This window comes from Stenotrophomonas sp. GD04145 (assembly GCF_029835135.1).
Classification (GTDB): Bacteria; Pseudomonadota; Gammaproteobacteria; order Xanthomonadales; family Xanthomonadaceae; genus Stenotrophomonas; species Stenotrophomonas maltophilia_P.
Genome location: NZ_JAODZG010000015.1, coordinates 52209 through 64822, shown reverse-complemented (window position 1 = coordinate 64822; position 12614 = coordinate 52209). Strand labels below are relative to the sequence as shown.

Below are 12614 nucleotides of genomic sequence, written 5' to 3'. Positions count from 1 at the left end.
CCAGGTGAAGTAGACCCATGGCAGACAATCATTACGACGCCATCGTTGTTGGCTCGGGAATCAGTGGCGGTTGGGCGGCGAAGGAACTGACCGAGAAGGGCCTGAAGGTCCTGATGCTGGAACGCGGGCGCAACATCGAGCACGTCAAGGACTACGTCAATGCGATGAAGGAGGCGTGGGATTTCCCGCACCGCAACCGGCCGACACAGGCGATGAAGGCCGCCTTCCCCGTATTGATGCGCGACTACGGCCTGGCCGAGAACCTGGAAGGGATGTGGGCCAATGAGCAGGAGTCACCGTACACCGAGACCAAGCGCTTCGACTGGTTCCGTGGCTACCACGTAGGCGGCCGTTCGCTGATGTGGGGGCGGCAGAGCTACCGCTTCTCCGACCTGGATTTCGAAGCCAACCTCAAGGACGGCATCGCTACTGACTGGCCGATCCGCTACGCCGACATCGCACCCTGGTACGACCATGTGGAGAAGTTCGCCGGTATCGCCGGTACGCGCGAGGGACTGGACGTGCTGCCGGACGGTGAATTTCTGCCGCCGATCCCGCTGAACATCGTCGAGAAGGATGTGGCCGCGCGGATCAGGAAGGCGTTTGGCGGAACGCGGCACATGATCCACTCGCGTACCGCCAACATCACCCAGCCCATGCCCGAGCAGGGGCGCGTCAACTGCCAGTACCGCAACAAGTGCATCCTGGGCTGTCCCTTCGGTGCCTACTTCTCGACCCAGGCGGCGACGCTGCCGGCGGCGATGAAAACGGGCAATCTGACATTGCGGCCCTTCTCGATCGTCAAGGAAGTGCTGTACGACAAGGACCGCAAGCGCGCGCGCGGTGTGGAGGTCATCGATGCCGAGACCGGGTTGACCTATCAGTACACGGCCAAGGTCATTTTCCTCAACGCATCCTCCTTCAACTCGACCTGGATGCTGATGAACTCGGCCACCGATGTCTGGGAGGGCGGGCTGGGGTCGTCATCCGGCGAGCTGGGGCACAACGTGATGGACCATCATTTTGGTGCCGGTGCCTCCGGCCGGGTCGAGGGTTACGACGACAAGTACTACTTCGGTCGCCGCCCCTGCGGCTTCTACATTCCGCGCTTCCGCAACGTCGCTGCGGACAAGCGCAGCTACCTGCGCGGATTCGGCTACCAGGGCGGTGCCAGCCGCACCGGGTGGTCGCGCGAGATCGCCGAGCTGAACATCGGTGCCGACCTGAAGGAGGCCCTGACCCTGCCGGGCGACTGGCGCATCGGCATGACCGGATTCGGCGAGATGCTGCCGCACCACGACAACACGATCCGCCTGGATCCGCGGCGCAAGGACAAGTGGGGGCTGCCGGTGCTGGCGATGGACGTTTCGATGCGCTCGAACGAACTGGCGATGCGCAAGGACATGGCGGCCGACGCTGCCGAGATGCTGGAGGCAGCCGGCGTCAAGGACGTGGAGATGCACGACAACGACTACGCCCCGGGCAAGGGCATCCATGAAATGGGCACGGCCCGCATGGGCCGCGATCGCAGAAGCTCCGTGCTCAACCAGCACAATCAGGTCTGGGATGCGCCGAATGTCTATGTGACCGATGGCGCCTGCATGACCTCCAGCGCGTGCGTGAATCCATCGCTGACGTACATGGCGCTGACGGCACGGGCCGCCGACCATGCCGTACGCGAACTGAAAGCGGGGAACTTGTGATGGACCGTCGCGAACTGTTGAAGATGATCGTCGCCGCCACCGGCGCGGCCATGGTGGGCCTGCCCGCACTGGCCGCAGGGCAGAGCGCGACGACAGGATCGAAGGCCGCGTTCTCTGCCGCTGACATCAGCATGCTGGACGAGATCGCTGAAACCATCCTGCCGCGAACCACAACGCCGGGCGCGAAGGATGCCGGCGCGGGCCCGTTCATGGCGCTGTTCGTCACCGATTGCTACACCCCCCGGCAGCAGGCGATATTCCGCGCCGGCCTGGTCGATATCGACAAGCGTGCCGGTGGCCGCTTCGTGTCGCTCCCCTCGCAGGCCCGCAGCGAACTGTTGCGCACCCTGGATGCGGAAGCCCGGGCGCACGTCGTCGAGGTCACCGAGACCGGTGCCGCGGAAGAGGGGGAGGCAGCGCCGCACTACTTCACGATGATCAAGCAGCTGGTCATCTTCGGCTTCTTCACCTCGAAGGTCGGTGCGACCGAAGTGCTGAAGTACGTTGCGGTGCCGGGTCGCTATGACGGCGATCTTGCCTATACGCCCGGCACGCCGGCGTGGGGGACCAGCTGATGGGCCTCCACGCCTCGACCCCCCACCTTGATCCGGAAGCACGATGAACCGACCTCTCCTGACAGTGGCCTGCCTGCTGGGCACCGCACCCGTGTTCGCGCAGGACGGCGGCGACCCTGCGCGCGATCCGGCGAAGACCGAAGTGTGGACGCCGGTTCCCGCGGTCGTAGCGACGCCGCCAGGCCGCGCGCCCTCCGATGCGATCGTGCTGTTCGATGGCAAGGATCTGTCGCGCTGGGAGTCGGAGCAGGGCGGACCCGTGCCCTGGACCGTTGCCGATGGCGCGCTGACCGTGGTGCCCGGCAGCAAGGGCATCCGCACCAGGCAGCGCTTCTGCGATGTCCAGCTGCATGTCGAGTGGCGCACGCCCACCGCGACCGCCGGATTCGACGGTCAGCACCGCGGCAACAGTGGCATCTTCCTGCAGGAGGTGTACGAACTGCAGGTGCTCGACAGTTACAACAACCCGACCTATGCCAACGGCCAGGCCGGATCGATGTACAAGCAGGCCATTCCGTTGGTGAATGCCTCGCGTGCGCCCGGCGAGTGGCAGGCCTACGACATCATCTGGAAGGCCCCGCGCTTCTCGGCAGGCGGCGGGCTCACCTCGCCGGCCCGCATCACCGTGCTGCACAACGGTGTGCTGGTGCAGGACGACACGGTGCTGGCGGGCAAGACCGAGTACATCGGCGCGCCTTCCTACGCGCCACATGCCTGTGCGCCGCTGTACCTGCAGGAGCACGACGCCAGGGTGAGCTACCGCAACATCTGGGTGCGCGAGCTGTAGCGCACCCTCATGCCTACTTCGCCAGGTAGCTGGCGATGTTGTCGATCTCCTGCTGCGACAGCTGCGGGAAGGGGGGCATCAAGCCGCCGCCCTGCTTGATCTTGTCCTTGATCTGCGCAGGCTGAAGCCGTTTGCTGACGTCGGTGAGCGCAGGGAACGTCGGTGGCACGCCGGCGCGCTCCGCACCGTGGCAGGCCACGCAGTGCGTTGCGTAGAGCTGCGCTCCGGCAGCAGGGTCTTCCTTGCACCACGCCGCAGCGGCCAGCAGGGTGCCGCACAGCGCGACAGTCACTTTCAGAATCGTTTTCAAGCTGGGCTCCTTCGCGGGCTAGCGCTGTGCGCCGGCAGGCACGCGGGCAGTCAGGTGTTCACGCAGATAGTCCGCACCGGTGCGGATGACGGTGGCTGGATCGCGGGGTTGGTCATGCTCGAGGATGTACCACTGCACGCCGGCCGTGGCGGCGGCGGGCAGGATCGCTTTCCAGTCCAGGACGCCCTGGCCCACGGCGGCGAAGCCGCCTTCATCCTCAGCCTGGCCCTTCGGGGCATTGTCCTTGGCGTGCACCGCGAACAGGCGGCCTTTGAATCTGCCCAGCATCACCACCGGGTCATGGCCGGCCCGTGCGACCCAGGCCAGGTCCAGCTCGGTCTGCAGATCGGGGCCGGCCGCGGCGAACAGCAGTTCCAGTCCGGTCGTGCCATTGAAGTCGACCAGCTCGAAGTCGTGGTTGTGATAGGCCAGGCGCATGCCCTTGGCACGGGCCTGCTTCGAGAGCTGGCCCAGTTCCTTGCCCAGTGCCGTCCAGCCGGCAGCGTCGGTGGGGCGGTCTTTCTCGGCCAGATAGGGCACCACCAGCGTGGTGTTGCCGATGGCCCGGTTGAAGGCGACCACGCCATCCAGGTCACTGCGCAGATCGGCCAGCTGCGTGTGCGAGGAAATCGCCTTGATCGAATACTTGTCGAGCAGCTGCTTGAGTTCGGCAGCGCTGACATTCTGCGTACCGACTGTTTCCACGGCGCGCACGCCGGCGTCGTGGACGATCTTCAGCTGCTGGTCGAGCGAGCCGGCATTGCGCAACGTGTACATCTGCACCGCGATGGGCGTGTGCACGTCGGTGGCATCGCGCGCGAAGGCGGGCAGGGCAACGAGCAGCAGCAGTGCAAGGCTTGCGGTCCTGCGGATACGGATGTTCATCAGGCAGTCCTCCGGGAATTCAATCGATGGCCGTCCAGGCACGTGACCTGGCGGATGCGATGACACGTGTGACGATCCGCGCCGAGCGCAGGCCGTCATCGAAGGTGGGCAGGCCCTCCGGCTGCTCGCCTGCAATGGCACGGTAGGTGTCGGCGACAAACGCTTCGAAGCAGTTGCCATAGCCCTGCGCGTGTCCGGCCGGCAAGACCGACAATCTGCGTTGTTCGGCGCTGCCGGCACCGGGCCCGCGCACGAAGCTATCCTCGCGCTGGTCGGGCCGGCCGATCCACAGCCGCTCGGCATCTTCCTGGTTGAAGGCCACGCTGGCCCTGGCGCCGTCAATCTCGAACCACAGCCGGTTGTGGCGTCCGGCCGAAACCTGGCTGACCGTCAACGAGGCGAGCGTACCCGCACTCGTGCGCAACATCGCCGTGGCCACATCCTCGCTGGAAACAGCCTGCGTCGTGCCGCCGGCGGCCGGCGTGGTGAAGCTCTGCCCGGTGACCGCGCCGCGCTCGGCGATGACGGTGGCGAACGCGGCACTGACCTCGGCGAAGCGTTCGCCGCTGACCCATTCCACAAGGTCGCACCAGTGCGAGCCGATATCGGCGAATACGCGCGAGGTGCCGCCCAGCGAGGGGTCGACACGCCAGTTGTTGCTGGCCGGATCCAGCAGCCAGTCCTGCAGGTAGCTGCCGTGGATCAGGTGCAGTGGCCCCAGCTCGCCCTGCGCGATGCGTGCGCGTGCCTCGCGGACCACCGGGTGATAGCGGTAGACGAAGGGGACCGTAGCGACCAGACCGGTCCTGGCGGCCAACGCGGCCAATGCCTGGGCGTCGTCCAGGGTGGTGGCCAGTGGCTTCTCGCAGATCACGTGCTTGCCGGCTTCCAGCGCGGCCTGCGCCATGGCGCGGTGCAGATGGTTGGGCGTGCACACATGCACGACCTGCACCTGCGGATCGCTGACCACCTCCTCGATATCGCGGTAGGCATGCGCGACGTTCCACGCCTGCGCCACCTCCTGTGCGCGCTGCGGGGAAGAGGCCGCCACGCCGCGGACCTCGGCCCCGGCCAGCAGTGCCGCGCGGCGATGCACCGCACCGATCATGCCTGTGCCGACGATGGCGATTCCAAGCTTGGACATCCGATGGGATCCTCAGGGTGCGGTGGGAGCGGCCGCGACAGCGGGGCGGTCGCGGAACAGCAGCAGGAAGGCGATCAGCACCACCAGTGCGACGCCGGCCGGGAACAGCCAGATTTGCTGCCAGTCCGGACCCGCCGCCGTGGTGAAGTGCTCCACCACCGCACCGGACAGGAACGTGCCGATCAGCATGCCTACGCCGTACGTCGCCAGGGTGATGAAGCCCTGCGCGCTGCTGCGCGCGTCGGGGCCGGCGTGTGCGTCGGTATAGATCTGGCCGGTGACGAAGAAGAAGTCGTAGCAGATGCCGTGCAGCACGATGCCGATCACCAGCAGGGAGAACGCACCGCCCGCATCGCCGAAGGCGAACATGACATAGCGCACCACCCACGCGGCCATGCCCACCGCCAGCATCGTCTTGACCCCCAGGCGGACGAACAGGAACGGCATGGCCAGCATCAGCAGCACTTCCGAGACCTGGCCCAGGGACTGCAGACCGGCCGCACCACGCACGCCCAGGTCGTTGAGATACGGATTGGTGAAGTTGTAGTAGAACGCCAACGGAATGCAGATGGCGATGGAGGCGAGGAAGAACACCAGGTAGGAGCGCGACTTCAGCAGCCGCAGCGAGTCCAGGCCCAGGATCTGCCCCAGTCCCGCATCGCGCTGCCTGGCCAGCGGCGGTGTGTGCGGCAGGGTGAAGGCATACAGACCGAGGGCCAGCGACGCCATCGCCGCCATGCGGAAGGTCAGTTCGAGCCGATGCGCCTGCTCCCAGCCCAGCCAGCCGATCAGCACGCCGGCCACGATCCAGCCGACACTGCCGGCCACGCGCACCAGCGGGAACTGCTTCTCAGGCGACTGCATATGGCGCATCGCCACGCTGTTGGCCAGGGCCAGCGTCGGCATGAAAAGCAGCATGTAACCCATGACACAAGCGAAGAACGTGTTGAAGTCCGTCGCCGTGGATGCGAACCACATCAGCACCGCACCGGCCAGGTGCAGCACTCCGAGAATGCGCTGCGCCGCAAAGTAGCGATCGGCTATCAGGCCGACCAGGAACGGGGCGACGATGGCACCGATGGACTGGCTGAGGAAGGCGGTGGCCACCTGGCTGGCGCTGGCCTGCAGCGGGCCCTGCACCAGATACGTCCCCAGGGTCACGAACCACGCGCCCCAGATGAAGAACTGCAGGAACATCATCGCGCCCAAGCGCGACATGGCGTGCGTCATGGCTTGCCCTCCCGGGGCGGTAGTGGCTCAGAGTCCCAGCATGCGGCGCAGTGATTCCGGCGGCGTGCCGCTGCCGGCGAAGTCGTCGAAGGCATGTTCGGTCACGCGGATGATGTGGTCACGGACGAAGGCGGCTCCCTCGCGTGCGCCGTCCTCCGGGTGCTTCAGGCAGCACTCCCACTCCACGACCGCCCAGCCCGGGAAATCGTACTGCGCGAACCGGGAGAAGATCGCCTTGAAGTCGATCTGGCCGTCGCCGAGCGAGCGGAAGCGCCCCGGCCGGTCGATCCAGTCCTGGTAACCGCCATAGACGCCGCTGCGCGCGCTGGGCCGGAATTCCGCGTCCTTGACGTGGAAGATGCCGATGCGATCGTGATACCGGTCGATGAAGCCCAGGTAGTCGATCTGCTGCAGCAGCAGATGGCTGGGGTCATACAGCATCTTCGCGCGTGGGTGGTGGTCCACCACATCGAGGAAGCGCTCGAAGGTGGCACCGTCGTGCAGATCCTCACCCGGGTGGATCTCGAAGCACAGGTCCACGCCGCTGGCGTCGAACGCCTCCAGGATGGGGCGCCAGCGCCGGCCGAGTTCGGCGAAGGCTTCTTCCACCAGTCCCGGTGGGCGTTGCGGCCAGGGATAGAAGTAGGGCCAGGCCAGCGCGCCGGAGAACGTGGCATGCGCGGTCAATCCCAGGCGCTGGCTGGCGCGGGCAGCCAGCTTCAACTGTTCCACCGCCCAGGCTTGGCGCGCGGCGGGGTTGCCGCGCTTGTCCAGCGGCGCGAAGCCGTCGAACAGGCTGTCGTAGGCGGGGTGGACGGCGACCAGCTGTCCCTGCAGATGGGTGGACAGCTCGGTGATCTGCAGGCCATGGTCGGCCAGCATGCCGCTGATGTCGTCGCAGTACGCCTGGCTGCGCGCGGCCTCGGCCAGATCGAACAGATGCGGCGCGTTCGTCGGCACTTGTACGCCACAATAGCCCAGGCCCGCAGCCCAGCCGGCCAGCGTGTCCAGCCGATCAAAAGGAGGTGTTTCGCTGATGAACTGCGCCAGGAACAGCGCCGGACCCTTGAGCGTCTTCAACGTGGTTCGCCCGCGATGCAATCGATTGCATTACCCTAGCAGGGTCTCCCGCAAACCCTGTTGTGCACTGCACAGCGGAAACAAGAACTGACGCCATGGCCACCATCTACGACATCGCCAAGCACGTCGGCGTCTCCGCCGGTACGGTGTCGCGGGCGCTGTCCCGGCCGGACAAGGTGCTGCCGGCGACGCGCACGCGCATCGAACAGGCCGCCGCCGCGCTGGGCTATGTGCCCAATACGGTCGCCCGCACGCTGAAGACGCAGCGCAGCGGCAAGATCCTGGTGACCGTGCCGGACATTGCCAACCCGTTCTTCGCACAGATCCTGCAGGGTGCCGAAGACGCGGCCCAGGCCGTCGGCTACGCGGTCCTGCTGGGCGACACCCAGCATCGACCCGACCGCGAGGAGCGCTATGCGCAGATGCTCCGTCGCAACGAGGCCGATGGCCTGATCGTACTGGGCCATCGCCTGCCGCCTACCGCGCGCGCGATCGTCGAGCAGCAGGGCGCCGCCGCGCCGGTGGTCAACGGCTGTGAATTCGACCCCGCGCTGGGCCTCCCCAGTGTCCACATCGACAACGCTGCCGCCGCGCGTGCGGTGATGGAGCACCTGTACGGACTGGGACATGAGCGGATCGCCGTGGTGGGCGGGCCCCCCGACAACCCCCTGCACCAGCAGCGGCTGGAAGGAGCACGGGCGGCGGGCAGGGCGCGCGGCCGACTGCGCCAGTTGAGTGTTGTGCCGGGTGACTTCTCCGTCGAATCCGGCCATGCGGCGGCGACGGCACTGCTGGCCGCCGCATCGGCGCCGACCGCGATCTTCTGCTTCAGTGACCAGATGGCACTGGGAACCCTGGCGGCCTGCCGGGAACTGGGCGTCCGCGTGCCCGAGGAACTGTCCATCGTCGGTTTCGACGACCTGGCGTCGTCGCGTTACCTCACGCCGCCGTTGACGACCATCCGGCAGCCCATGCGGGAGATCGGCGACCGCGCAGTCAAACTGCTGCTCGCCATCATCGAAGGCGTCGATGTCCCGCTTCAGCAGACGCTGGACTTCAGTCTGATGCTGCGTGGCTCGACAGCGCCGCCAGGGCGCAGGTGAAGGCAGCAGGCAGGAACCCCGGCAGGCCTGCGCCTGCCGGGGATGTTTCATTGCCTGTGATCAGAAGCGCTGGCCCCAATTCCATTCATTTCCGTGTCCGGAGCGTTCCACTACCATGGGCCACCCCGCCCGGACCCATGCCATGCAAGACGCCCTCGTTGCCCAGCCCCGGCCTCCCGTTGCAAGGATCGCGGCCTGGTCATTGATGCTGCTGGGGATGTGGCTGGTACTGAAGCTGGGCCTGGTGGTGACGCTGCTGTCGGGCCTGCTGGTGTTCCAGTTGACCCACCTGCTGGCGTCGACAGTGGAGGGGCGCCTGCCGCCCGGGCGCGCGCGTGCGATCGCGGTGATCGTGCTTTCGGCCGTCATCATCGGCGTGCTCGTGCTGGCCGGCATCGGCGTGGCGTCCTTCTTCCGCACTGAAACCGGCGGGCCGGATGCGCTGCTGGCGCGCCTGATGGACATCCTCAACACCTCGCGTCACCAGGTGCCGGCGCTGCTGCAGCCCTATATTCCCGAGGACATGCCGGCACTGCGTGCGGCATTGAACGAGTGGGCGGCAGAGCACCAACGGCAACTGGGCGTCGCCGGCACGTCGGCGGTGCAGGTCGGCGTGCGCGTGCTGATCGGCATGGTGCTCGGGGCGATGATCGCGCTGTACGACGAGCTTCCGTTGCCGACGATGGGGCCGCTGGCGCAGGAACTGATCGGCCGTACTGGCCGCCTGGCGACCGCATTCCGCCAGGTGGTGTTCGCGCAGGTGAAGATCTCCCTGCTCAATACCGTGTTCACCGCGATTTTCCTGCTGGGGGTGCTGCCGCTGTTCGGCGTGCACCTGCCGCTGTCGAAGACGCTGGTACTGATCACGTTCATCGCCGGCCTGCTGCCCGTGGTGGGCAACATCATCTCCAATACCGTCATCACCATCGTTGCCCTGTCGGTATCGTTCTACGTGGCGGTGGTGGCGCTGCTGTACCTGGTGGTGATCCACAAACTCGAGTACTTCCTCAATGCCCGCATCGTCGGTGGCGAGATCCAGGCCCGTGCGTGGGAACTGCTGCTGTCGATGCTGGTGATGGAAGCCGCCTTCGGCCTGCCGGGGCTGGTCGCTGCGCCGGTGTTCTATGCCTATGTGAAACGGGAACTGGTGGACCAGCGCTGGATCTGACAGTTGCCGGTGCCAGCGGGCGCCACTGCAGGGCCACGGTGGGCGCTTGTGGGTGCCGCCAGCCGGCAGCTACAGTGACCGGCACTTCAGGGGAATGGTGAATGGCCCGCAAGGTGTCGCCGATCGGGTTGCGGACCTGGGTCTGGATCCTGGCCGGGCTGTTCGTGGTGTGCACGCTGCCCTTGATGGCCATCGCCCTGGTCCAGGGCACGCTGCGCTACACCGATGCGGAGGACAACCTCCGCAGTCTGCGCCGGTTGCGGCAGACCTTTGATCTGGCCAATCTGGCCTCCGCCGAGCGCGGGCCAGCCAACAGCCTGCTCGGCAGCGATTGCGCCGATGCCGGCGAACGCGCGCGGCTCGCGGCGGGGCTGGCACAGGCGCGAAAGCGGGTCAATGTGGCGATAACGCAGATGGATGCCGTGATCCTGTCCGGGCCCTCCCTGCCTGACGAGCGCCGCACCCTGTTCGAGGCCCAGCATCAGCTCCGCCAGGCGCGCGCGGCGGTGGACCGGGTCGTGGCCAAGCCGGCAGACGCGCGGACGGTCGACGACGTGGAGCATGCGATCAACAGCATGTTCATGGTGACCGATCGCCTGCATCGCCTGGCTTCGGCGCAGATCAACGTGCTGGTGGCCACCGGCCGCGAAGCGGCGATTCCGGCGATCCAGGGCCAGATCCTGATGGACCTGCGCGAGCATGGCGGCCGACTGGCGTCGAATGTGATGGCACCGGTGGCGGTTCCCGGGGCCTGGCGCGTCCGGCAGGTACGCGCGGCGCAGCAGACCGAGGGCCGCCTGCTCGAGCTGTGGCGGCTGGCAGCCAGCCACGAGTCGGTGTTCCGCAGTGATCCCGAGCTGTCCTGGCACTGGGACATGGCACGCCGGCAGTTCTTCGCCGAGTCGCTGCCGATGATCGAACAGCTGATCGAGGACGGTCGCCGTGGACGGCCTCCGCCGTGGAGCACCGCGGAATTCACTGCGCGCTACGTTCCGACGCTGCAGTCACTGGAGGCGCTGCGCGACGGCTACCTGAGCATGTCCATCGGTCGCTTCGAACAGGCACGGAATCGTGAGGCGACACGGCTGGCCGTGTTGTGGGCCACCGCGCTGGGCACGCTGGCGGTGCTGGGCGTGGCCCTGCGCATTGCCCACCGGCAGATCCTCAGGCCGCTGCTGCAGGCACAGGAACAGGTGGTGCAGATCGCGTCCGACGCGCCGGGCCCCGCGCAGCACGTCACTCATCCATTGGCAGAGATGCAGCGGCTGTTCGACGCGATTGAAGTGCTGCGCGAGACCTCACGTGAACGTTCCGCACTGACCAGCGAACTGCGCCAGCTGGCCGGCACCGATGCGCTGACCGGGTTGCTCAATCGGCGCGCGCTGGACGAACACGTGCAGCAGCGGCACGCCGCAGGCAACGTCATGGCGGTGGTGATCCTGCTCGACGTCGATCATTTCAAGGCAATCAACGACGGCCAAGGCCACGCCGCAGGCGACGAGGTACTGGTGCAGGTTGCGCAGCTGCTGCGCAGGCACCTGCGGCACACCGACAGCATCGCCCGCTACGGTGGCGAGGAGTTCCTTGTGCTGCTGGCGGATGGGGATCTCGGCGCGGGTGGCCGGTTGGCCGAATCGCTGCGCGTCGCACTGCAGCAGTCGGATATCGTGCTGGGCAATGGCAACGTGTTGCGTGTCACTGCCAGTTTCGGTGTGGCCGAGGGCAGTACCGATGCACTGGGCTGGCGTTCCCTGCTGCGTGCTGCCGATGCCGCCATGTATCGGGCCAAGGCACAGGGACGCGACCAGGTATGGATTGCCGGTGCACGCTGAGTGCCACGGCGCTGGAGACGCCGGTCATGGCGGTACATCAGGGGCAGCATGCCCCCTTGCGCCGCACTTCATCTGCATCGCACAGGGCGCGGCCTAGACTTGCAGCCTGACACTGCAGGAGCCCGCCATGTCCGTCGATCCCGCCTTGGCCAGCGCGCAGCCGCCGTCCGTGCTGGCGTGCACCGACGCCGATGCGCCACGCCCTCCGTCGCTGCGGCGCCGCGGTGATGGTCGTGTGGCTGTGCAGTGAGATCGGCCGTGGCGATGCTGGAGATTCCCACGCTGCATACCGCACGGTTGCGCCTGCGCCCGCAGCGGCTGGATGATTTCAACACCTATGCGAGCTTTCTTGCATCGCCCCGTGCGCGCGGCATGGGCGGTCCATTTGGTGAGGTCGCGGCCTGGGGACAGTTCTGTCACGACCTGGCCAGCTGGCCCTTGTTCGGCCACGGCGCGCTGATGATCGAACGGCGCGACAGCGGCGCCTGCATTGGACAGGTCGGCATCAACCACGGCCCGTTGTTTCCGGAAAAGGAACTGGGCTGGCTGTTGTACGACGGCCACGAAGGGCAGGGCTTCGCCAGCGAGGCCGCGGCCGCCCTGCGCGACTGGGCGTTCACATCGCTGCAGTTGCCGACGCTGGTGAGCTACATGGCGCCGGACAACCTCGCGTCGCAGGCCGTGGCCCGGCGGCTGGGCGGGGTGCTGGATGCGGACGCGGTGCGCAACGATGCGGACGATCTGGTGTTCCGCTACGCGCGTTGAGTTCGGACAGTAGACCCCTCGGCAGTTTGCGG

At 66.9% G+C, this 12614-nt stretch carries 13 protein-coding genes; 8 read left to right on the top strand and 5 right to left on the bottom strand.

The annotated features are described in order from the left end of the window. The first annotated feature begins 17 nt into the window (after positions 1–17). The 3 genes from N7367_RS10230 to N7367_RS10220 are packed head-to-tail and all read left to right on the top strand — an operon-like array spanning position 18 to position 3065. Positions 18–1703 (top strand): GMC family oxidoreductase, encoded by a 1686-nt coding sequence (locus N7367_RS10230; protein WP_279942311.1) that lies wholly within the window; start codon positions 18–20, stop codon positions 1701–1703. Further along, positions 1703–2278, top strand: coding sequence for a gluconate 2-dehydrogenase subunit 3 family protein (locus N7367_RS10225; protein ID WP_053516689.1), 576 nt, complete (start codon positions 1703–1705; stop codon positions 2276–2278). The genes N7367_RS10230 and N7367_RS10225 overlap by 1 nt, the downstream gene beginning before the upstream one ends. 43 nt (positions 2279–2321) lie before the next feature. Further along, entirely contained in the window at positions 2322–3065 is a 744-nt protein-coding gene (locus tag N7367_RS10220; protein WP_065182393.1) for a DUF1080 domain-containing protein, read from the top strand. 13 nt (positions 3066–3078) lie between these two features. Here the strand turns inward: N7367_RS10220 and N7367_RS10215 are convergent, their stop codons facing one another. From N7367_RS10215 to N7367_RS10195, 5 genes are read right to left on the bottom strand one after another with little or no spacing between them, the layout of a single operon-like run. Next, positions 3079–3375: a cytochrome c gene (locus N7367_RS10215; protein ID WP_053516691.1), complete on the bottom strand. Its 297-nt coding sequence runs from the start codon at positions 3373–3375 to the stop codon at positions 3079–3081. Positions 3376–3393: 18 nt separating this feature from the next. Further along, positions 3394–4260 (bottom strand): sugar phosphate isomerase/epimerase, encoded by an 867-nt coding sequence (locus N7367_RS10210; RefSeq protein ID WP_279942310.1) that lies wholly within the window; start codon positions 4258–4260, stop codon positions 3394–3396. 19 nt (positions 4261–4279) lie between these two features. Further along, positions 4280–5404: a Gfo/Idh/MocA family oxidoreductase gene (locus tag N7367_RS10205; protein ID WP_111186024.1), complete on the bottom strand. Its 1125-nt coding sequence runs from the start codon at positions 5402–5404 to the stop codon at positions 4280–4282. A gap of 12 nt (positions 5405–5416) precedes the next feature. Further along, positions 5417–6634 carry a nucleoside permease gene (locus N7367_RS10200; RefSeq protein ID WP_262100211.1) on the bottom strand — a complete coding sequence of 406 codons (1218 nt, stop codon included), beginning with the start codon at positions 6632–6634 and terminating at the stop codon, positions 5417–5419. Between the two features lie 27 nt (positions 6635–6661). After that, positions 6662–7714 (bottom strand): sugar phosphate isomerase/epimerase family protein, encoded by a 1053-nt coding sequence (locus N7367_RS10195; RefSeq protein WP_053516242.1) that lies wholly within the window; start codon positions 7712–7714, stop codon positions 6662–6664. A 95-nt stretch (positions 7715–7809) separates the two neighbouring features. Here N7367_RS10195 and N7367_RS10190 point away from each other — a divergent pair, with 95 nt between their 5' ends. From N7367_RS10190 to N7367_RS10170, 5 genes are all read left to right on the top strand, one after another. After that, entirely contained in the window at positions 7810–8817 is a 1008-nt protein-coding gene (locus tag N7367_RS10190) for a LacI family DNA-binding transcriptional regulator (protein WP_279942309.1), read from the top strand. Between the two features lie 142 nt (positions 8818–8959). Then, positions 8960–9985 (top strand): AI-2E family transporter, encoded by a 1026-nt coding sequence (locus N7367_RS10185; RefSeq protein WP_279942308.1) that lies wholly within the window; start codon positions 8960–8962, stop codon positions 9983–9985. 101 nt (positions 9986–10086) lie between these two features. Continuing rightward, the gene (locus N7367_RS10180; protein WP_279942307.1) at positions 10087–11817 is read left to right on the top strand and encodes a GGDEF domain-containing protein; all 1731 of its coding nucleotides are present in this window, start codon (positions 10087–10089) and stop codon (positions 11815–11817) included. A gap of 127 nt (positions 11818–11944) precedes the next feature. Then, complete coding sequence (locus tag N7367_RS10175) at positions 11945–12067, top strand: hypothetical protein (RefSeq protein WP_279942306.1); 123 nt, start codon at positions 11945–11947, stop codon at positions 12065–12067. Further along, positions 12064–12582 (top strand): GNAT family N-acetyltransferase, encoded by a 519-nt coding sequence (locus tag N7367_RS10170; RefSeq protein WP_279942305.1) that lies wholly within the window; start codon positions 12064–12066, stop codon positions 12580–12582. Before N7367_RS10175 ends, N7367_RS10170 begins: the two co-directional genes overlap by 4 nt. Positions 12583–12614 lie beyond the last annotated feature (32 nt).